General features: G+C 72.2%; 22 protein-coding genes. 14 read left to right on the plus strand and 8 right to left on the minus strand.

Going from position 1 to position 19,749, the window contains the following annotated elements; translation table 11 throughout:
• Nucleotides 1–4 precede the first annotated feature (4 nt).
• Nucleotides 5–190 (plus strand): hypothetical protein, encoded by a 186-nt coding sequence (locus D1J63_RS27760; protein WP_102929091.1) that lies wholly within the window; start codon nucleotides 5–7, stop codon nucleotides 188–190.
• Nucleotides 191–207: 17 nt separating this feature from the next.
• Here D1J63_RS27760 and D1J63_RS27765 read toward each other — a convergent pair whose 3' ends face one another.
• A complete protein-coding gene (locus D1J63_RS27765) occupies nucleotides 208–642 on the minus strand; it encodes a hypothetical protein (protein ID WP_102929092.1) in 435 nt (144 codons plus the stop codon).
• Entirely contained in the window at nucleotides 639–1,289 is a 651-nt protein-coding gene (locus D1J63_RS27770) for an ATP-binding protein (protein WP_125632597.1), read from the minus strand. The genes D1J63_RS27765 and D1J63_RS27770 overlap by 4 nt, the downstream gene beginning before the upstream one ends.
• 266 nt (nucleotides 1,290–1,555) lie before the next feature.
• On the opposite strand from D1J63_RS27770, the gene D1J63_RS27775 reads away from it, so the two are divergent.
• The 3 genes from D1J63_RS27775 to D1J63_RS27785 all read left to right on the plus strand — a co-directional run bounded on the left by D1J63_RS27775 (nucleotide 1,556) and on the right by D1J63_RS27785 (nucleotide 3,589).
• The gene (locus tag D1J63_RS27775) at nucleotides 1,556–2,416 is read left to right on the plus strand and encodes a helix-turn-helix transcriptional regulator (protein WP_102929094.1); all 861 of its coding nucleotides are present in this window, start codon (nucleotides 1,556–1,558) and stop codon (nucleotides 2,414–2,416) included.
• Nucleotides 2,417–2,692, plus strand: coding sequence for a DUF397 domain-containing protein (locus tag D1J63_RS27780; RefSeq protein WP_102929095.1), 276 nt, complete (start codon nucleotides 2,417–2,419; stop codon nucleotides 2,690–2,692).
• A gap of 90 nt (nucleotides 2,693–2,782) precedes the next feature.
• Complete coding sequence (locus D1J63_RS27785; RefSeq protein WP_125632599.1) at nucleotides 2,783–3,589, plus strand: SAM-dependent methyltransferase; 807 nt, start codon at nucleotides 2,783–2,785, stop codon at nucleotides 3,587–3,589.
• 84 nt (nucleotides 3,590–3,673) lie between these two features.
• Here D1J63_RS27785 and D1J63_RS27790 read toward each other — a convergent pair whose 3' ends face one another.
• Nucleotides 3,674–4,153: an anthrone oxygenase family protein gene (locus D1J63_RS27790; RefSeq protein WP_125632601.1), complete on the minus strand. Its 480-nt coding sequence runs from the start codon at nucleotides 4,151–4,153 to the stop codon at nucleotides 3,674–3,676.
• Between D1J63_RS27790 and D1J63_RS36820 the strand changes: the two genes are divergently transcribed.
• From D1J63_RS36820 to D1J63_RS27800, 3 genes are all read left to right on the plus strand, one after another.
• Nucleotides 4,152–4,325: a hypothetical protein gene (locus tag D1J63_RS36820; protein ID WP_164713002.1), complete on the plus strand. Its 174-nt coding sequence runs from the start codon at nucleotides 4,152–4,154 to the stop codon at nucleotides 4,323–4,325. The genes D1J63_RS27790 and D1J63_RS36820 overlap by 2 nt on opposite strands.
• A 14-nt stretch (nucleotides 4,326–4,339) precedes the next feature.
• Nucleotides 4,340–4,972: a uridine kinase gene (locus D1J63_RS27795; RefSeq protein WP_125632603.1), complete on the plus strand. Its 633-nt coding sequence runs from the start codon at nucleotides 4,340–4,342 to the stop codon at nucleotides 4,970–4,972.
• Nucleotides 4,973–5,057: 85 nt separating this feature from the next.
• The gene (locus D1J63_RS27800) at nucleotides 5,058–5,852 is read left to right on the plus strand and encodes a methyltransferase domain-containing protein (RefSeq protein ID WP_125632606.1); all 795 of its coding nucleotides are present in this window, start codon (nucleotides 5,058–5,060) and stop codon (nucleotides 5,850–5,852) included.
• A 14-nt stretch (nucleotides 5,853–5,866) separates the two neighbouring features.
• Here the strand turns inward: D1J63_RS27800 and D1J63_RS27805 are convergent, their stop codons facing one another.
• Together D1J63_RS27805 and D1J63_RS27810 are read right to left on the minus strand one after the other, a co-directional pair.
• Nucleotides 5,867–6,874, minus strand: a complete 1,008-nt coding sequence (locus tag D1J63_RS27805) for a PfkB family carbohydrate kinase (protein ID WP_241235617.1) — start codon at nucleotides 6,872–6,874, stop codon at nucleotides 5,867–5,869.
• Nucleotides 6,871–7,779, minus strand: coding sequence for a pseudouridine-5'-phosphate glycosidase (locus tag D1J63_RS27810; RefSeq protein WP_164713003.1), 909 nt, complete (start codon nucleotides 7,777–7,779; stop codon nucleotides 6,871–6,873). Before D1J63_RS27810 ends, D1J63_RS27805 begins: the two co-directional genes overlap by 4 nt.
• Before the next feature lie 135 nt (nucleotides 7,780–7,914).
• On the opposite strand from D1J63_RS27810, the gene D1J63_RS27815 reads away from it, so the two are divergent.
• Entirely contained in the window at nucleotides 7,915–8,343 is a 429-nt protein-coding gene (locus D1J63_RS27815; RefSeq protein ID WP_125632610.1) for a VOC family protein, read from the plus strand.
• A gap of 32 nt (nucleotides 8,344–8,375) precedes the next feature.
• Here D1J63_RS27815 and D1J63_RS27820 read toward each other — a convergent pair whose 3' ends face one another.
• Together D1J63_RS27820 and D1J63_RS27825 are read right to left on the minus strand one after the other, a co-directional pair.
• Nucleotides 8,376–8,930 (minus strand): methylated-DNA--[protein]-cysteine S-methyltransferase, encoded by a 555-nt coding sequence (locus D1J63_RS27820; protein ID WP_125632612.1) that lies wholly within the window; start codon nucleotides 8,928–8,930, stop codon nucleotides 8,376–8,378.
• 124 nt (nucleotides 8,931–9,054) lie between these two features.
• Nucleotides 9,055–9,924 carry a glycerophosphodiester phosphodiesterase family protein gene (locus D1J63_RS27825; protein ID WP_125632615.1) on the minus strand — a complete coding sequence of 290 codons (870 nt, stop codon included), beginning with the start codon at nucleotides 9,922–9,924 and terminating at the stop codon, nucleotides 9,055–9,057.
• Nucleotides 9,925–10,214: 290 nt separating this feature from the next.
• Between D1J63_RS27825 and D1J63_RS27830 the strand changes: the two genes are divergently transcribed.
• The 6 genes from D1J63_RS27830 (at nucleotide 10,215) to D1J63_RS27855 (ending at nucleotide 18,646) form a co-directional block, all read left to right on the plus strand.
• The gene (locus D1J63_RS27830; protein ID WP_125632617.1) at nucleotides 10,215–11,093 is read left to right on the plus strand and encodes an MHYT domain-containing protein; all 879 of its coding nucleotides are present in this window, start codon (nucleotides 10,215–10,217) and stop codon (nucleotides 11,091–11,093) included.
• A gap of 40 nt (nucleotides 11,094–11,133) precedes the next feature.
• The gene (uvrB, locus tag D1J63_RS27835) at nucleotides 11,134–13,272 is read left to right on the plus strand and encodes an excinuclease ABC subunit UvrB (RefSeq protein WP_125632619.1); all 2,139 of its coding nucleotides are present in this window, start codon (nucleotides 11,134–11,136) and stop codon (nucleotides 13,270–13,272) included.
• A 143-nt stretch (nucleotides 13,273–13,415) separates the two neighbouring features.
• Nucleotides 13,416–13,994: a TerD family protein gene (locus tag D1J63_RS27840; RefSeq protein WP_030185838.1), complete on the plus strand. Its 579-nt coding sequence runs from the start codon at nucleotides 13,416–13,418 to the stop codon at nucleotides 13,992–13,994.
• 109 nt (nucleotides 13,995–14,103) lie between these two features.
• Nucleotides 14,104–16,146 (plus strand): TerD family protein, encoded by a 2,043-nt coding sequence (locus D1J63_RS27845; RefSeq protein ID WP_125632621.1) that lies wholly within the window; start codon nucleotides 14,104–14,106, stop codon nucleotides 16,144–16,146.
• Between the two features lie 250 nt (nucleotides 16,147–16,396).
• Nucleotides 16,397–17,398, plus strand: a complete 1,002-nt coding sequence (locus D1J63_RS27850; protein ID WP_125632623.1) for a TerC/Alx family metal homeostasis membrane protein — start codon at nucleotides 16,397–16,399, stop codon at nucleotides 17,396–17,398.
• A 147-nt stretch (nucleotides 17,399–17,545) separates the two neighbouring features.
• The gene (locus D1J63_RS27855; RefSeq protein WP_125632625.1) at nucleotides 17,546–18,646 is read left to right on the plus strand and encodes an ionic transporter y4hA; all 1,101 of its coding nucleotides are present in this window, start codon (nucleotides 17,546–17,548) and stop codon (nucleotides 18,644–18,646) included.
• A 13-nt stretch (nucleotides 18,647–18,659) separates the two neighbouring features.
• On the opposite strand, the gene D1J63_RS27860 is transcribed toward D1J63_RS27855, so the two are convergent.
• Nucleotides 18,660–19,706: a S66 peptidase family protein gene (locus D1J63_RS27860; protein WP_125632628.1), complete on the minus strand. Its 1,047-nt coding sequence runs from the start codon at nucleotides 19,704–19,706 to the stop codon at nucleotides 18,660–18,662.
• Nucleotides 19,707–19,749 lie beyond the last annotated feature (43 nt).

The raw sequence follows: 19,749 nt of genomic DNA on the forward strand, positions 1-19,749 counted from the left end.
CGGAGTGAACGGGCGAACGGTGCTCGAACGCTTTCCCGCCGGCGGACCGCGGGGATCCTGGCCGGCGGAGGAGTTCGCACAGGCGCGGCGTCTGGAAGGCCTGCCGGCCGAGGTCGTCATGGACCTCGCCTCGGACATGTTCCTCGTCGTCGTGCGCCGCGGCGACGGCGTGGGTGACGCGGCGGCCTGACCGCCGCCGCCCGGTGCCTACGCGCTGACCGTCCGCGACCAGGTGGGCGTCGTGTTCGTCAGCCGGCACAGGGCCAGGTACAGCGGGATGGGCGGCGTATAGGGAACCGTGCCGTCCGAGCGGTGCAGCAGGCCGGGGAGGCCCGCGGCCCCCGGCACCACCGCACCGGTGGCGTAGCGCGCGGGCGCCGGCCACTCCAGGGCGTAGTCGGAGTCGGACGGAACGATCCACCACCAGTGCGTCTCATCGGCGTAGACGCACCCCACGCGCGGCAGCCGGGGCAGCACCTGCTGGGCGAGGAGGGCGGGCACCGCCACCGCGTCGCAGCCCAGCGGTGCGGTCATGCCGTCCGGCACCGGCAGTCTCACGGACGTCCGGGCGGTGTGCCGTCCGCGTTGGATGCGGACCATCGTGTCCAGGCCGAGCGGTCGGATGCCGGACGCAGCCCTCATAGCCATTCGGTCCCCGTTCCGTGGCGTGTTTCCCGGCTTTCCCGGCGGCGGGACTCCGCCTCGCCGTCGTCCCCCGGGGCGTCCGCGGGGCCGGGCTTCGGTCGGGCGCCCCAGCCCAGGTCGTTGCGGGGCGCCGAGGGGGCGAGCGGTTCGTCGGCCCGGCGCGGCAGCTCGGCCCAGACCAGCAGTCCGGGGCCCTGCTCGTGCGCGCCCCAGGCGTCGCACAGGGCGTCGACGAGGATCAGACCCCGGCCGTGCTCGTCCTCGGGCTGCTGATCGGCCGAGGGGTGGGGCTGGCCGGGGGCGCAGCCCTCGTCGCGCACGGCTATGCGGACCAGATCGTCGGCGTCGTGCAGCTCGCACACTATGTGCCTGCTCGCCGTGTGCACGATCGCGTTGGTCACCAGTTCGGAGACCACCAGGGCCGCGGTGTCACAGGTGTCCTCGCACACCGCCCAGCCGCTCAGCCGGGCCCGTGTCAGGCGTCTGGCCTGCGAGGGAGAGCCCGGATGAGCGGCCAGCTCGAAACGGAACCGGCGCTCGGCGGCGGTGGCTCCCGAGGAGCCGGCTCCCATGGCGGCACCGAGGCCCAGGGAGCCCACGGTGGCGTCTGTTCCTAAGGGCGCGGACGGAATCACGCTTGCCACTATCGCCCCGCCGTGAACACTTGGCAAGTGTCACTCTGAAAAATGCAGAGTGCTGTGTGACGTTCTGGACGGCCGTGGCACACTGCTCGCAACAGCACGTCGAGCGGCGCCACTTCAGGCTGTTCGAAAGGCCTCGGCCATTCGAACAGGTCTTCGAATGGCGCCGCCGGGCTGTCCGCATCAGGACACGCCGGGGCTCGCCGCGGCTGCCCGGACAACGGAACAGGGACGCAAGGACTCTTTCAGGACTCTTCAGGAGGTGGGCGGTGAGCGAGCCGCGGTCCGCGCCGACGGTCGGCCAGGTCGTACTCGGCCGGCGCCTGCTGGACCTGCGGGAACGCGCCGGTCTCAAACGCGAGGAGGCCGCCCGCATCCTCCGCGTCGCCCCGGCCACGGTGCGCCGCATGGAGATGGCCGAGGTCGCCCTCAAGATCCCGTACCTCCAGCTCCTGCTGAAGGCCTACGGCGTGAGCGACGAGGAGGCCGACGCCTTCGTCCGGCTGGCCGAGGACGCCAACAAGCCGGGGTGGTGGCAGCGCTTCCACGACATCCTGCCCGGCTGGTTCTCGCTGTACGTCAGCCTCGAGGGCGCGGCCTCCCTGATCCGCTCCTACGAGCCCCACTTCGTCCCCGGGGTGCTGCAGACCGAGGACTACGCGCGCGGGGTGCTGCGCTCGGGCGCCGTCGGACAGACCCGGCCGGACGACATCGAGCGCCACGTCGACCTGCGCATGCAACGCCAGGAACTGCTCACCCGTAAGGACGCACCCCGGCTGTGGGTCGTGATGGACGAAACCGCGCTGCGCCGCCCCGTCGGGGGACCGGAGGTGATGCGTGCCCAGGTCGACCGGCTGCTCGAGGCCGCGAAGCTGCCCAACGTGACGCTGCAGATCGCCCCGTTCGCGAACGGGCCGCACCCCGGCACGTACGGGCCCTTCGTGCTGTTCCGATTCGCCATGCCGGAACTCCCGGACATGGTCTACAGCGAGTACCTGACCGGCGCCGTCTACCTCGACGCGCGCGCCGAGGTGGCGACCCACCTCGAGGTCATGGACCGCATGGCGGCGCAGGCCGCCACGGCACATCGCACGAAGGAGATCCTCCGGGATCTCCGCAAGGAGCTGTGAATGAACCGCATCAAACCCCAGCGCCCGCCACTGACCCGCGGTGAGCGGATTTACAACGGCATGCCCGCCCGTGAGCTGGGCAGCGAGGGCTGGCACAAGCCGTGGAGCGGCGGCAACGGAGGCAACTGCCTGGAGGCGATGAAGCTCGCCGACGGCCGGATCGCGGTACGGCAGTCCACCGACCCGGACGGGCCGGCGCTGATCTACACCTCGGCCGAGATGACGGCGTTCATCGAGGGAGCGAAGGCGGGAGAGGCGGACTTCCTGCTGTCCTGAATCCTGCGCCCCTTGATTGTTGTTTTTTAAGCTGTTTGGCACTGAGTCGATCACCCATCGCGACGAGAACTCAACACCTGGGAGTGCGTCATGACCGGGCAACATCCCACCGCCGGGATCGACACGAGCAAGCCGCACCCCGCGCGGATGTACGACTGGTATCTCGGCGGAAAGGACAACTACCCGGTCGACGAGGCGATGGGCCGGCAGATGCTCACCCTCGACCCGAGGGTGCCGGTGATGGCGCGGGTCAACCGCGCTTTCATGCACCGTGCCACCCGATGGCTGGCGGCCCACGGCACACGGCAGTTCCTGGACGTCGGCACCGGTATACCGACCGAGCCCAACCTGCACCAGGTCGCCCAGGAGACCGCGCCCGACGCCCGCGTCGTCTACTGCGACAACGACCCCATCGTGCTGGCCCACGCGGCGGCCCTGCTGCGCGGCACGCCCGAGGGGAAGACCGAGTACCTCCAGGCCGACGTCCGGGACCCGGACGCCGTCCTGGAGGGCGCCGGGAAGATCCTGGACTTCGACCGGCCGATCGCGCTGTCCCTGGTCGCCCTGCTGCACTTCGTCTCCGACGAGGACGGGGCGCACGACCTGGTCCGCCGGCTGCTGGACGCGCTGCCCTCCGGCAGCCACCTGGTGATGACCCATGCGACGGCCGACTTCACCCCTAAGCAGTCGCGGGCGGCCACCGAGCAGCTCCGGGCCGCCGGAGTCACCCTGGCCCTGCGCTCGCGCGAGGAGTTCACCCGCTTCTTCACCGGCCTCGACCTGGTCGAACCCGGCGTCCAGGTGCCCCACCTGTGGCACCCCGAACTGGGCGACCCGGTCGCCGGCCAGGAGGACGGCGTCATCCCGGGCTACGGGGCGGTGGCCCGCAAGCCCTGACCTGCCGCGGCGGCACACGGTCGCCGCCTGACGCCTGACGCCTGACGCCTGACGCCTGACGCCCGACGGACGACGGCCGAGGGCTCAGGCGAGGGCCAGTACGTACGCGACCGCCGCGGCGGCGGAGGCAACCGCACGGACGTGGTTCCACGCCGTCCACTCCCGGACGTAGCCGGGCCAGCGGCCGGCCGCCTCCGCCGAGCCCGGCTCCAGCCGGAGCAGCGCGGTGTTGCGCGGCACGTTGGCGCCGGCCGTGACCCCGAACGCCCCCACCAGGTAGAGCGCACTGCCGAGCAACAGCTCCACCGCCGCCTCCTCGGGCCACACCACCAAGGTCACCACGGCGATCACCGCGGCCAGCACCGCCGTTCCGAGGAACACCGACATGAAGGCCGGCCGTACCGCGGCCGTGTTGATCGCGTTCATCGCGGCCACCCCCTGCGCGGGCGGCAGCGCGGCGAGCCCTCGCATGACGAAGGTGGAGAAGGCGCAGAAGACACCGGCCGTCACACCGGTCCCCAGCACGCCCAGCACCGTCAGCACGAAGTACGGTCCCTCGATCATGTCCTGCCCACTCCCACCCGTCGAGTGGCCGCCGGCCCGGTGGCCGCCCGCCGTCGTCCCCCAAGTCAACCGCCGCACCGGCACGGTGACCATGGCCGAGCGCCGCACACCCATGCGCGAGCGTCCAGGAGACCGGGGTGGCGACCGGCACGACGGGGGACGGGCCGAGTGACGCATCATGGGCGGGTGCGACTGGAAGCGATCACCTGGGACCGGCTCGGCGACCGGCTCGCCGAGCGCCTGCTCGACCTGGAGCCCGCCGACGGCAGCGCCTGGACGCGCGTCGCCCTCGACGGCGCCCCGGCCGCCCGCCCCGGCGACCTCGCCGACCGCATCGGCGAGGCGCTGCGCGTCCGCGGCCGCCCCTCCCTCGTCGTGGGAACGGAGGGCTTCCTGCGGCCCGCCTCGCTCCGCCTGGAGTACGGGCACCAGGACGCCGAGTCCTACTACAACGGCTGGTACGACACCGGAGCCCTGTGGCGCGAGGTCTTCGACCCCGTCGGGCCCGGCGGCGACGGGCGGGTCCTGCCCGACCTGTGGGACCCGGTCACCGACCGCGCCACCCGCAGCCCCCGCGCCCGGCTGCCCGCCGGCGGTGTGCTGCTGCTCCACGGCCCCTTCCTGCTGCGCCACTGGTTCCCCCTGGACCTGAGCGTCCACCTGGTCCTCACCCCCGGCGCGCTGCGCCGCCGCACCCCCGAGTCCGAGCACTGGACCCTGCCCGCCTTCGAGCGCTACGACGAGGAGAGCGACCCCTCCGGCACCGCCGACGTCCTGGTGCGCGCCGACGATCCACGCCGTCCCGCCTGGAACGGCTGACCCGGCGGGCCGCTGACGCCGCAGGGCCGCTGCCGCCGGAGCGTCGCCCCCTTCGGGCAAGCCGGACAACTGGGATGATCCCAGCATGACGCGAACCGACGGATACCTCCTCGACAACGCTCAGGCCGAGGCTGCGGAGCGCTTCGACGCCTTCGCCACACTCTTCGACCCCACCACGTTCCGGCACCTCCAGGCGCTCGGCGTCGGCCCCGGGTGGCGCTGCTGGGAGGTCGGGGCCGGAGGCACCTCGGTGGTGTCGTGGCTGGCCAAGCGGGTGGGACCGACCGGCAAGGTCCTCGCGACGGACATCGACACCTCACGGGTCGCCCCGGCCGGCCGGCCGCCCGTCGAGGTCCGGGCGCACGACGTCGGCGCGGAGGAACCGCCGGGGGACGGCTTCGACCTCGTGCACGCCCGGCTCGTACTCGTCCACGTCCCCGACCGGGAGCGGGCGCTGCGGTCCATGATCCAGTCCTTGCGCCCGGGCGGCCGCCTCCTGGTCGAGGACGCCGACCCGGCACTCCAGCCGCTGCTCTGCCCCGACGAGCACGGCCCCGAGCAGGAGTTGGCGAACAGGCTCCGGCACGGCTTCCGCCAACTGCTGTCCCGGCGGGGCGCCGACCTGTCCTACGGCCGCCGGCTGCCCCGGCTGCTCAGGGAGGCGGGCCTGCGCCAGGTGGAGGCCGACGCCTACTTCCCGGTCACCTCGCCCGCGTGCGCCGCCCTGGAGTCCGCGACCGTACGGCAGATCCGCGACCAGCTGGTCTCCGCGGGGGTGGCCTCCCACGACGACATCGACCGCCACCTCGCGAACGTCGCGGCCGGGGGCATGGACCTCGCGACGGCACCGATGATCTCGGCGTGGGGGCGCAAGGGGTGAGGGGCGACCACCCGTCACGTGAGGGGACCGTCGCCATCCGTCGCGAGGGGCGACCGGCGCCGCTCGTCGCATGAGGGTGACTGCAGCTGTTCGCCGGCGCCTCGCGGGCCGGCCGCTCGCGGAGGTCTCCCGCCCACCCCTTCGACCGCCCGGGCGCCCGCCCGGCACCCGGCGGCCGCCGCGGCCTCGGGCTCCGCGCCCCCGAGCAGCGCGGCGAGGAACGCGCCGGTGAAGGCGTCACCGGCGCCCGTGCTGTCCCGCGGCGACGCCGCCACCGCGGCGACCCGTGCGCCCACGGTGCCGGACCGGGCCACCAGCGCCCCTTCCGCCCCCAGCTTGGCGACCACCAGCGGAACGTGCCGGCTGAGCTTCGCGGCCGCGTCCGCCGCGTCGGGCAGCCCCGTGAGCAGACACGCCTCGGCACGGCTGGGCAGCAGCACGTCCACGCCCTCGACCAGGCCGAGGAACCGGCCGACGCCCAGCTCGGCGAGGAACCCGGCCGACGCCGGGTCCAGGCTGACGGGCACCCCACGCGCGCGTGCCGCCGCCAGGACGACCGACACCAGGGCACGGCCCGGCGCCGAGAAGAGGAGATACCCCGACAGGTGCAGCCGGCCCACCCCGTCCAGCAGCGCGTCCGACCAGTCGTCCGGCCCGATCAGCAGCGAAGCCCCACTGTCCGTCAGGAACGTCCGCTCGGCCGAGTCACCGGTGTCCACGAGGCAGATCACCGTGCCCGTGGGCGCCGACGCGTCGACGACGAGCATTGGACGTACCCCGCACGCCGCCAGCTCCCGCTCGTGCCACGCGGACGCGTCGGCGCCCACCCGGCCCAGCATCCGTACGTCCGCGCAGCCCGTGTACGCGGCCCAGCAGGCCACGTTGGCCCCCGCCCCGCCGGGCAGCCGCCGGATCGAGGCGGCGGTGTCCGTGCCGGCGGCCAGCGGCCCCCGGTGCCGGGCGACGACGTCCGTGACCACGTCCCCGACGACCAGCAGCGCACCGTCCGGGGCGGTGCTCATGCCCCGGTCCAGGCCGCCGCGATCCGGGCCGCGAGCCGCACGTTGCCCCGCACCGCCGCCAGGTTGGCGCTCAGCGAGGCGCCGTCGGTGAGCCGTACCAGGCGTTCGAGGAGGAACGGCGTGACCGCCTGACCGGTGACACCCTCCGCCTCGCACGCGTGCAGCGCGTCGGCGAGCACACGCGCGTGGAGCGCGGGATCGAGCTGCTCCTCCTGGGGAACCGGGTTCGCGACCACGAGCGCGGACGGCGGTCCGTCCAGGGCGTCCTGCGCCCGCATGACCGCCGCCACCTGCTCCGGGTCGTCCAGCGTCCAGTCCACGGGGTGTCCCGAGTCGGACAGGTAGAAGCCGGGGAAGCGGTCCGTCCCGTAACCCGCCACCGCCACCCCCAGCGTCTCCAGCCGCTGCAGGGTCGCCGGGACGTCCAGGATCGACTTCACGCCGGCGCAGACCACCGTGATCCGGGTGCGGGCCAGCAGTCCCAGGTCGGCCGACTCGTCCTGGGTCACCGTCCACTCCCGGTGCACCCCGCCCAGCCCGCCGGTCGCGAACACCCGGACGCCCGCGAGGGCCGCCAGCAGGGCGGTCGCCGACACGGTGGTCGCCCCGCTCGCCCCACGGGCCACCGCGAGCGGCAGGTCCCGGTGCCCCAGCTTGCGGATGCCGTCCTCGTTGGCGACCCGCTCCAGCTGCTCCTTGTCGAGGCCGACCTGCGGCCGTCCGTCCAGCACGGCGATCGTCGCCGGTACGGCGCCCTCCCGCCGCACCGCCTCCTCCAGCTCCCGCGCCACCAGCAGGTTGCGCGGGCGCGGCAGGCCGTGCGCGATGATCGTGGACTCCAGGGCCACCACGGGGCGACGCGCGTCGAGCGCCTCCCGCACCTCTTCCGACACCACAAGCTGCACGCGCCTGCCTCCTGTCCGACGGTCTCCCTCGGCTCCGCTCTCCCTCATCCCTGGCGGGCGGGAGCCCCGGCCAAACCCCGCCGGTGCCGGAACAAAACCGTTGCGGCCCCCGGGACGGGACACCAGCCTGGGGCCATGACAGACAACACGACACGTCTCGACCACGTAGTCCTGTGGGTGCGCGACCCGGTCGCCGCGGCCGGCTTCTACGAGGAGAACCTCGGCTGGGAGCCCCTGCGGCTCGCCGAGTACACCGCGGGGACCGTGAGTTTCCCCTCCGTGCGGATCAACGACGAGACCATCCTCGACCTCGCACCGCGGTCCATGGCGGCCCGCATGCGCATGCTCCCGGGAGCCGACGCCAGTGCCGGGCATCCCGTCAACCACATCTGCGTGTCCCTGCCCGCCGACGACTTCGACGCACTGCGCGCCCGTCTGCAGGAGCAGTCCCTACCGGTCTCGGACCTCTCGCACGACTCCTACGGCGCCCGCGGCCCGGCCAGGCGGAGCTTCTACTTCGGCGACCCGGACGGCAACATCGTCGAGGCCCGGCACTACGACTAGCGGACCCGGTCCCGCCCTGCCCGAGCCGTCCGTCAGAACAACGGCTCGGGCAGGACGCCCTCCAGCGCGAGCAGCCGCCGCTTGGTGTCCACGCCGCCACCGAACCCGCCGATGCCCCCGTCGCTCTCCACGACCCGGTGGCACGGCACGACGACCGGCAGCGGATTGGCCCCCATGGCCAGGCCCACCGCCTGCGCGGCGCCCGGCTGACCCACCCGGCCGGCCAGGTCGCCGTAGCCGACGACCGAGCCGTAGGGGACGCCGGACGCCAGCTCGCGCAGCACCTGCCGGTTGAAGCCCGAGATCAGCGACCAGTCCAACGGCAGGTCGAAGTCGCGCCGCCGGCCCGCGAAGTATGCCCGCACCTGGTGTATCGCCTCGGTCAGCAGCGGGGAGCCGGGCGCCTCGACGGGCTCCGTGCCCAGCCGGGCCGCGAGCCTCTCGAGCGCCCGGTCGCGCGCCGCGTCGGTGGCGTGGAACACGACGTTGACCAGACCGTCGCGGGTGGCGGCCAGCAGCAGCGGGCCGATGTCGGTGCCGACGACGGTCCACACGACCCGCTGCTCGTTGTGCCCATGGCTGTCCATGCGCCCACCGTACGGCCCGCCACTGACAACGCCCCGCCACTGACAACGCCCCGCCACGGGCAGCACCCCGCCACGGGCAGCACCCCGCCACGGGCAGCACCCCGTCGGTGCCACGGCGCCCGGGTCAGTCCACGGCGTCCCGCACCACGTCGGGCTTGTTGGTGATGATGCCGTCGACGTCGTATCCGGCGACCCGGCGCGCGGTGTCCGCGTCGTTCACCGTCCAGGTGAGCACCTCCAGCGGCCTGCCGTGCGGGCCCGTGAACGCGTGCACCGCGGACACGTAGCCCATGGACAGGGAGCCGTGCGACGGGTTGATCTGGTCGGCGAACTCCGCGTACGCCGGCAGGTCCGAGACGGCCGGAGTGCCGAGGAACCCGGTCTTGACGGCGGGCTTGAGGTCGTGGACCGTCCGGATGCTGTCGGCGTCGAAGCTCTGCACGACCAGCCGTCCCGCCACGTGCCGCCGGTCGAGCCAGCCCTCGTTGGCGAGCACCTTGAGGGTCTGCTGTTCGATGCCCGGGTACAGACCGGGGCTCTTCAGCTCCAGCAGCAGCTTCTGGTGGTTGTGGTCCACGCGGTTCACGTACTGCTCCAGCGTCGGCACGTGCGCGCCCGCGTACTGGGGCCCGAACCAGCTTCCCGCGTCCAGCCGCGCGATCTCCGCGGCCGTGAAGTCCTTCACCTTCCAGGGCGACCGGTCCGGGAAGACCTCCTCCACGTCGGTCGTGCGGGCCAGGCTCTCGTCGTGGAGGACGACGAGTTCGCCGTCCCGGGTGCGCTGGACGTCGTTCTCCACCCAGCGGATGCCCAGCTCGGCGGCCCGGTCGACGGCGGCCAGCGTGTTCTCCGGCGCGTACCCGGAAGCACCCCGGTGGGCCACGACCGTGGGCCCGTCGCCGCCCGCCTCGTCGGCCCGGGCGTGCGAGAGGGGAGCCGTGAGGGCGACCCCCAGAAGAGCGGTGGTCGTGACGGCTACTGCGCGTACGTGCATGCGTACTCCTCGCCTCGAACGATCACGGACAGCACCACTGTGACATCAGAGAGTCAACAAGAGAGGGGTGCGGAGTGGCCACAGGCTGAATGGAGTTGCTCAACTACGCTCACGCAGGCGGCACAACTGGGGCGAGACCGTGATTCTTTGCCGGAGAATCGTTCGACCATTCCGGTGGAAGTCATACTCTCTGCCACGACCCTGATCGTTCGCGCGGTTCCGGGAGGGGGCGCACATCGGAAGGAACCGGCACACCACCGGGGCGTAAGTAGGCGGAAAGGCAGCCGCAGATGCACAACACGGTCGACGGATTCAGCTACGGACTCGTCACACCGCTGGTGGCCTACCTCATGGCCTGCCTCGGCGGCGCCCTCGGCCTGCGCTGCACCGCCAGGGCCACGCTGGTCAGCCGTTCCTGGCGCGCCGGATGGCTCGCCCTCGGCTCGGCGGCGATCGGCTCCGGCATCTGGACCATGCACTTCGTCGCGATGATGGGATTCACGATCGAACACACCCCGATCCGCTACGACTGGCTGATGACCTTCGCCAGCCTGGCCGTCGCCATCGTCATGGTCGGCGTCGGGATCTTCATCGTCGGCTACCGGGGCGCGCGCGGTACGGCCCTGTTCACCGGCGGCACCCTCACCGGCCTGGGCATCGCCTCGATGCACTACCTCGGAATGGCCGGGATGCACCTGGACGGGCAGCTCACGTACAACACGCTCACCGTCGCCGCGTCGGTCGTCATAGCCATGGCCGCCGCCACCGCCGCCCTCTGGGCGGCCGGGCAGGTCCGGGGCTTCCTGTGGAGCGTCGGCGCGGCCCTGATCATGGGACTGGCCGTCACCGGCATGCACTACACCGGGATGGCCGCCCTCCGGGTCCACGTCACCGGCACGGCCGAGCCCGCCGTCGGCGGATCGTCCGCCGAACTGCTCGCCCCCATGCTGATCGGCCCCCTCGCCTTCCTCCTCCTCGCCGGCGTCGTCGTCCTGTTCGACCCGCTGATGGTCATGGGGAGGCCCGCCGTGGTCCCCGTCGAGCGGAAACCCGGCGTCCCCGCCCACTCCGAGGCCCCGCGCACGGTCCGGCACCCGGCACACCACCTCGCCCGCCGCACCCGCCGCCCCCTCGCCCACCGGCACTCCCGCGCCCCGCAGAACCGCTGACCGGGACCCGTTGTCAGTGCGGGGTCGTACGGTGGAACCCATGCGGCCCGTTTCCCAGATCGAACGCACGGTGGCGCCCTTCGAGGTCGTCAGCCCCTACCAGCCCAGCGGCGACCAGCCGGCGGCCATCGCCGAGCTGGCCCGGCGCGTCCAGGCAGGCGAGAAGGACGTCGTCCTGCTCGGCGCCACCGGCACCGGCAAGTCCGCCACCACCGCGTGGATGATCGAGAAGGTCCAGCGCCCCACCCTGGTCATGGCGCCGAACAAGACCCTGGCCGCCCAGCTGGCGAACGAATTCCGCGAGCTCCTGCCGAACAACGCCGTCGAGTACTTCGTCTCGTACTACGACTACTACCAGCCCGAGGCCTACGTCCCCCAGTCGGACACCTACATCGAGAAGGACTCCTCGATCAACGAGGAGGTGGAGCGCCTGCGCCACTCCGCCACCAACTCGCTGCTCACCCGCCGCGACGTCGTCGTGGTCGCCTCCGTCTCCTGCATCTACGGCCTCGGCACCCCGCAGGAGTACGTGGACCGCATGGTCCCCCTCCGGGTCGGCGAGGAGCACGACCGGGACGAGCTGCTGCGCCGCTTCGTCGACATCCAGTACACGCGCAACGACATGGCCTTCACCCGCGGCACCTTCCGGGTGCGCGGCGACACCATCGAGATCTTCCCGGTCTACGAGGAGCTGGCCGTCCGCATCGAGATGTTCGGCGACGAGATCGAGGCCCTGTCCACGCTCCACCCCGTCACCGGCGAGATCATCAGCGACGACCAGCAGCTCTACGTCTTCCCGGCCTCCCACTACGTCGCCGGCCCCGAGCGCCTGGAGCGGGCGGTCAACGACATCGAGAAGGAGCTGGCCGAGCGCCTGACCGAGCTGGAGAAGCAGGGCAAGCTCCTGGAGGCCCAGCGGCTGCGGATGCGCACCACGTACGACATCGAGATGCTCCGCCAGATCGGCTCCTGCTCCGGCGTGGAGAACTACTCGATGCACTTCGACGGCCGCTCGCCCGGCTCCCCGCCGAACACCCTCCTCGACTACTTCCCGGACGACTTCCTGCTCGTCATCGACGAGTCGCACGTCACCGTGCCGCAGATCGGCGCGATGTACGAGGGCGACGCCTCCCGCAAGCGGACCCTGGTCGACCACGGCTTCCGGCTGCCCTCCGCGCTCGACAACCGCCCGCTGAAGTGGGAGGAGTTCCAGGAGCGCATCGGGCAGACCGTGTACCTGTCGGCGACCCCGGGCGCCTACGAGCTCTCCCGGGCGGACGGCGCCGTCGAGCAGATCATCCGCCCCACCGGCCTCGTCGACCCCGAAGTCGTCGTCAAGCCCACCGAGGGCCAGATCGACGACCTGGTGCACGAGATCCGCATGCGCACCGAGAAGGACGAGCGGGTCCTGGTCACCACCCTCACCAAGAAGATGGCCGAGGACCTCACCGACTACTTCGTGGAGCTCGGCATCCAGGTCCGCTACCTCCACAGCGACGTCGACACCCTCCGCCGCGTCGAGCTGCTGCGCGAGCTCCGCGCCGGCGAGTACGACGTCCTGGTCGGCATCAACCTGCTGCGCGAGGGCCTGGACCTGCCCGAGGTGTCCCTGGTGGCGATCCTCGACGCCGACAAGGAGGGCTTCCTGCGCTCCGGCACCTCCCTGATCCAGACCATCGGCCGCGCGGCGCGCAACGTCTCCGGCCAGGTCCACATGTACGCGGACAAGATCACGCCCGCGATGGAGAAGGCCATCGACGAGACCAACCGCCGCCGCGAGAAGCAGATCGCGTTCAACAAGGCGAACGGCATCGATCCCCAGCCGCTCCGCAAGAAGATCAACGACATCGTCGCCCAGATCGCCCGCGAGGACGTCGACACCGAGCAGCTCCTCGGCTCGGGCTACCGCCAGGCGAAGGAGGGCAAGGCCGCCAAGGCCCCCGTGCCCGCGCTGGGCGGCCAGACGGCCGGCGGGACCAAGGCGGCCAAGGGCCGGGCCAAGGAGACGGCGGTCACCGACCGCCCGGCGGCGGAGCTGGCCGGACAGATCGAGGACCTGACCACCCGGATGCGGGCCGCCGCGGCCGACCTCCAGTTCGAGATCGCGGCCCGACTGCGCGACGAGGTCTCCGAGATGAAGAAGGAACTGCGCCAGATGAAGGAGGCGGGCCTGGCCTGACTGGCCCGTCCGGACAGCGCACTGTGTTGCAAGACCGACACAAAGCGCGGACCGGGGTGGGTCACTGTCAGTGCCCCTGCGTAGGGTTCTGGTCAACCGCGGGTACCGCGGCAACAGGGGACAGTTCGAGAGGGGATCAGCGCGTGACCGTCAACATGACCAAGGGTCAGGCCATCAGTCTGCAGAAGAGCGACGGCGGCAGCCTGACGTCGGTGCGCATGGGTCTCGGCTGGCAGGCGGCTCCCCGGCGCGGCCTGTTCGGTTCGCGCACCCGGGAGATCGACCTGGACGCCTCCGCCGTCCTCTTCGCGGACAAGCAGCCGGTCGACGTCGTCTTCTTCCGCCACCTGGTGAGCGACGACGGCTCGGTGCGCCACACCGGGGACAACCTCGTCGGCGGTGTCGGCCAGGGTGGCGACGACGAGGCGATCCTCGTCGACCTGCAGCGCGTTCCGGTCCACATCGACCAGATCGTCTTCACGGTCAACTCCTTCACCGGCCAGACCTTCCAGGAAGTGCAGAACGCCTTCTGCCGCCTGGTCGACGAGACCAATGGCCAGGAGCTCGCCCGCTACACCCTGGCCGGCGGCGGTGCCTTCACGGCCCAGATCATGGCCAAGGTGAACCGGGCGGGCCAGGGCTGGGCGATGACCGCCATCGGCACCCCGGCCAACGGCCGCACCTTCCAGGACCTGATGCCGGCGATCCTGCCGGTCCTGTAGCGGGCGGCCGCAGCAGTCCGAGACGGAACGGGCCGGTCCCGCCCGCGGGACCGGCCCGACCCGCATGACGCCTCGCGGGTGACGCACGAACGACACAGGGGGAAAGGCGATGACGGCCGAGCTGACGCGGGGACAGAACCACCCGCTTCCCGGGGCTCGTCTCGAGATCCGGATCTCGGCCGGTACGCCGGTCGTGGCCGGAGCCACGCTCGGCGACGAGAATGGCACCGTCCACGGTGCCGAAGGGGTGGCCCACCCGGGCGCGCCCACCCTGCCGGGCCTGGAGGTCTCCCGGCAGGCCGCCGCCGACCACCGTCTCGCGGTGGACCTGGACGCCATGCCGGACACCGTGCACCGCGTCAGCGTGCTGCTCGCCCTGCCCGCCGGCGGGAGCGGCCCGGCCCGGTTCGGCGCCGTCGCCGCGCCCTTCGTCGCCGTCACGGGCCTCGACGGCGACGAGGTCGCCAGCTACACCCTCACCGGTCTGGAGGCCGAGTCCGCCGTCGTCGCCCTGGAGCTCTACCGGCGCCAGGGCGCCTGGAAGGTGCGCGCCGTCGGCCAGGGGTACGCGGGCGGCCTCGCCGAACTCTTCACCGACCAGAAGCTGTCCCGGGCCCATCAGCTCGCGGCGAGCATCCACGAGGCGGTGGCGAGCGGACTGGCCCGTTCGATACCGGCTCCGCCGGCCACCGCCCCGGCGCACCGACCTGACCACGGCACCGCGCCCCGGACCGGCCCGGGCGGCACCGCCGGCCCCGTGCCGCCGACGTCTCCGTACGACTCCCAGGGGGCCTCCGGCCCCGGCCCGCAGACGCCCGGGGCGCCGGGACAGCACGGAGCGCAGCAGCCGTACACGGGCGGCCCGGGTGGCGGCCCGGTCGGCCCCGGGGAGCCCGCCGCCGGTCAGCCGGCCGCGCCTGCCGCAGGCGGCCCCATCGACTACAGCCACCCGCGCCGGCAGACCGCGGCACCGCCCCCGCCCCCGCCGGCCGCGCCCCCGGCCGAACCGGGGCAGCCAGCCCGGCCCGTCGCCGGTGACGCCACCGGCTGGTCCATGGAGGAACGCCTCTACAACCAGGTGTGGGGCATGTTCGAGGACCTGGCCCGCACCACGGCCGCCTACCGCAGCGCCGTCGACTTCGCCGACTCCCGGATGGAGAAGGAACTCGACCAGGCCCTGTCCGACCCGCGCAACCGGATCGGCGGGCAGGGCGACGCCGCCCGGGAGGCGGCGCGCGGCCGGCACGCTCAGTTGGTGTCCCAGGCCAGGGAGGTCCTGGACCGGGACGTCGCCCAGCTCGTCGCGGAGGCCGAGGTCGTCGAACCCGCCCTGCCGGCCGCCTTCGCGCGCTGGGACAACCCCGTCTGGCACGCCTACCGCGTCCCCATGGAGATCCCGATGGCCGTGCGGCTCGGCGATCTGCATCTGCCCGAGGCCGACCGCATACGCGTCCCGATGCTGATCCGGCTGCCGCTCGAGCGCGGCCTGTGGATCGACAGCGGGCGCTCGGCCTCGCTCGACGGCTCCTTCGCCGACTCCCACGAGATGCGGCGCCTGGGCCTGGAGACGGCCGTGGCCCACGCCGCCCGGCTGCTCGCCGTCTACCCGGCGGGCGAGTTCACCGTGCACGTCATCGATCCGGCCGGGTCGGGGGCGCAGGCGCTGGCGCCGCTGGTGCGCAGCGGGGTGCTGGCCGCGCCGCCCGCCCAGGGAGCGGCGGGGGCGGCGGACGTGCTGGCCCGTCTCACCCAGCGCGTCGACCTGGTGCAGATGGCGCTGCGCGGGGGAGCGCCGGACGCGCTCCCGCCCGGCCTCGACACCTCGCAGCAGCTGCTGATCGTCAACGACTTCCCGCACGGCTTCGACGACCGGGCCGTCAACCAGCTGCGCTACCTCGCCGACGAGGGGCCGACCGTCGGCGTCCACCTGATGATGGTCGCCGACCGCGAGGAGTCCGCCGGGTTCGGACCCTTGCTCGATCCGCTGTGGCGCTCGCTGCTGCGGCTGACGCCGGTGGCCGACGACCACCTCGCCGACCCTTGGGTCGGACATGCCTGGACCTACGAGCCGCCGCTCGTGCCGCCCGGCAGCCAGGTGCTCCAGCAGGTGCTCGCGCAGGTCGCCGCCGCCCGTGGCTCATGGGGACGATGACCGCCTCCCAACTGGGCTTTTGAGCTTTATTTGCAAATCTCTTTACCTTCCCTTGGTGATTGGGGTACTGTCGTCCGTACGGAGGGGAGTACTCCCTGTCTGCTGCGGCGTACCCGTCAATACGGATCAGGCCAGATCCCGGGGCGTCGGCCCGTGGTTCGGGCGCATCACGCGTCCCGGGCCGGGGTGGAAGAGACCTCCGGCAGCGACGACGCTGACATCTGCCGTGTGACGTACTGCCGGAGGCGTAGTGGAAGTCTCGACGACCCTGTGGGTCCTGACCATCGTGGGCCTCGCCGCCCTCATCGCGGTCGATTTCTTCATCGGCCGCAAGCCGCACGACGTATCGATCAAGGAAGCCGGCATCTGGACCGGCGTCTGGATCGCCCTGGCGGGCCTCTTCGGGCTCGGCCTGCTCCTCTTCGGCGGCGGTGAACCCGCCGGCGAGTTCTTCGCGGGCTTCATCACCGAGAAGTCCCTGAGCGTGGACAACCTCTTCGTCTTCGTCCTGATCATGGCGAAGTTCGCGGTGCCCTCGCAGTACCAGCAGCGGGTCCTGCTGATCGGTGTCCTCATCGCCCTGGTCCTCAGGGCGATCTTCATCGCCGCGGGTGCCGCGATCCTCGCCAGCTTCGCCTGGGTCTTCTACATCTTCGGTGCCTTCCTCATCTACACCGCCTGGAAGCTCATCCAGGAGGCACGGGCCGACGAGGAGGACGAGGAGTTCGAGGGAAACAAGCTCCTCAAGGCCGCCGAGCGCCGCTTCGGCGTCGCCGACCGGTACCACGGCACCAAGCTGTGGATCGAGGAGAACGGCAAGCGGATCATGACCCCGATGCTGGTCGTGATGCTCGCGATCGGCACCACCGACGTGCTCTTCGCGCTCGACTCCATCCCGGCGATCTTCGGCCTGACGCAGGACCCGTACATCGTGTTCACGGCCAACGCGTTCGCCCTGATGGGTCTGCGCCAGCTGTACTTCCTCATCGGCGGACTGCTGAAGAAGCTGGTGCACCTGTCCTACGGCCTGTCCGTGATCCTGGGCTTCATCGGCGTCAAGCTGGTGCTGCACGCCCTGCACGAGTCCGGCGTCCACGTCCCCGAGATCAGCATTCCGGTCTCGCTCGGCGTGATCTGCTCCGTCCTGATCGTCACCACGATCACCAGCCTCCGCGCCTCCAAGAAGCAGGCCGAGGCGGAAGCGGCGGCGGCCGAGAGAGGCGACGCCCCGAAGGACAGCGTCGAGGCCTGATCCACCCGGGCCGGGGAGCGGCGAGCGGCGAGGAGCCGTTCGCCGCTCCCCGTTGTCCGGCGGCCCCGGCCCGCCCGGCGCCGTCGGTGGGCGAAGGGCCCGGAGATCCGGCGTGCGGGCCCCGTCCCCCTCTGCGACGATCACCGCATGGTCACCGGTCCCAGGGCGCTCCTCGCACAGTGGACGACCGTCACGCCCGTGATCGCGGTCGTGCTGCTCGTTCTCACCTGGGGCCGCTCGCTGCCCGGCGTGGTCGTCGCGCTGCTCACGATCGTCCTGGCGGGATCCGTCCTGGCCGCCGTGCACCACGCCGAGGTGGTCGCCCACCGGGTCGGCGAGCCCTTCGGCTCCCTCGTCCTCGCCATCGCCGTCACGGTCATCGAGGTCGCGCTCATCGTGACCCTGATGGCGGACGGCGGCGACAAGAGCGCGACCCTGGCCAGGGACACCGTCTTCGCGGCCGTCATGATCACCTGCAACGGCGTCGTCGGCCTCAGCCTCCTGGTCGCCTCCCTGCGGCACGGCATCGCGGTGTTCAACCCGGAGGGCACCGGCGCCGCCCTCGCGACGGTGGCGACCCTGGCCACCCTCAGCCTGGTCCTGCCGACGTTCACCACCAGCGCGCCCGGCCCCGAGTTCTCCACCGTGCAGCTGACCTTCGCGGCGCTGTCCTCGCTCGTCCTCTACGGCCTGTTCATCGCCACGCTGACCGTGCGGCACCGCGACTACTTCCTGCCGATCACCCGGCAGGGCGAAGTGATCACGGCCGAGGAGCACGCCCACGCACCGTCCTCACACACGGCCCTGTTCAGCCTCGGGATGCTGGGCCTGGCACTGGTCGGCGTCGTCGGCCTCGCGAAGGGCGTGTCGCCGACCATCGAGAGCGGGGTGGAGGCCGCCGGACTCCACCACGCCGTCGTCGGCGTCGTCATCGCGCTGCTGGTCCTGCTCCCCGAGACCATCGCCGCCGTGCGCTCCGCACGCCGCGACCGGGTGCAGACCAGCCTCAACCTCGCGCTCGGCTCGGCCATGGCCAGCATCGGCCTCACCATCCCCGCGGTCGCCTTGGCCTCGCTGTGGCTCTCCGGACCGCTGGTCCTGGGCCTCAGCTCCATCCACATGGTGCTGCTCGCCCTGACCGTGGTCGTGGCCTCCCTGACGGTCGTACCGGGCCGGGCCACACCCCTGCAGGGAGGCGTCCACCTGGTGCTCTTCGCGGCCTATCTGGAGCTGGCCGTCAACCCGTAGACCGGCGGGAGACTCAGTAGGTCACGGTGATGCGCCGCGCGGGTCCGTCGACCCGCACGGTGCCCCCGTACGGGACGACCACCTGCGGATCGGTGTGGCCGAGGTCCACGTCGAAGACGATCATGGTGTCCGGGGCATAGGCGCGCATCGCGCGCAGGACCGCAGCCCGCTGCTCCGCCGCGTACCGGTCGGCCTCCTCGGGGCTGTTGGGGTGCTGGAACGACCACGTCTTCGGGCGGCCCATCAGCAGCGCCGAGAAGCGGCCGAGCAGCCCGCGCTCGCCCATGTTGCGCAGGATGCGGAAGACCTCCTCCGCGGCCGGCAGTTCCTCGGACGTCTCCAGGAACAGCACGTCACCGTCGTACTCCGCGGGATCGCGCGCGATCTCGCGGTCGGCCATCAGCAGCCAGGCGAGGATCTCCAGGCAGCCGCCCCAGGTACGTCCCTCGACCACCCGGTCGGCGTTCTCCCAGGACCAGCCGGTCCCGGGGCGCGCCCCGGGTTCGGTCTCGAAGGTCGCAGGGTCGGCCCAGTCGCGGTCGACGTCGTTCCAGCGCTCGGCGGACCGCAGTTCGTAAGGCCCCGGGGTGAACAGCGCGGCACGCAGCGAGTCGGCGGTCTGCGGGTGCAGGGCGCCGGGACGGCCCAGCTCCACCATCACGCTCGCGCCGTGGAAGCCGACGATCCCGGTGTTGCGCAGGTAGGCGAGCAGGTTGGTGTTGTCGCTCACGCCGAAGAACGGCTTCGGGTTGGCCCGGATCAGCTCCCGGTCGAGCAGCGGCAGCACGGTGATCTGGTCGTCGCCGCCGATCGACGCGAACACCGCCTTGATGCCGGGGTCGGCGAAGGCCGCGTGGAGGTCGGCGGCACGCTCGGCGGGCGACGCGCCCATCTTCCGGGTGGCCGGGTACTCGACCGGCTCGAGACCGTACTCCTTGCGCAGCCGCTCCAGGCCCAACTCGTAGGGGAGCGGGAAGAGTCCGGGCAGTCCGGACGCGGGGGACACCACCGCGACGCGGTCGCCCGGCGAGGGCTTGGGCGGGTACGCGATCACCGTCATACGCGGAGAGTACGGCCCGCCGACGCATCGGCGCACCGTGATA

It is taken from the genome of Streptomyces sp. KPB2 (assembly GCF_003950055.1).
GTDB classification, from domain to species: domain Bacteria; phylum Actinomycetota; class Actinomycetes; order Streptomycetales; family Streptomycetaceae; genus Streptomyces; species Streptomyces salinarius.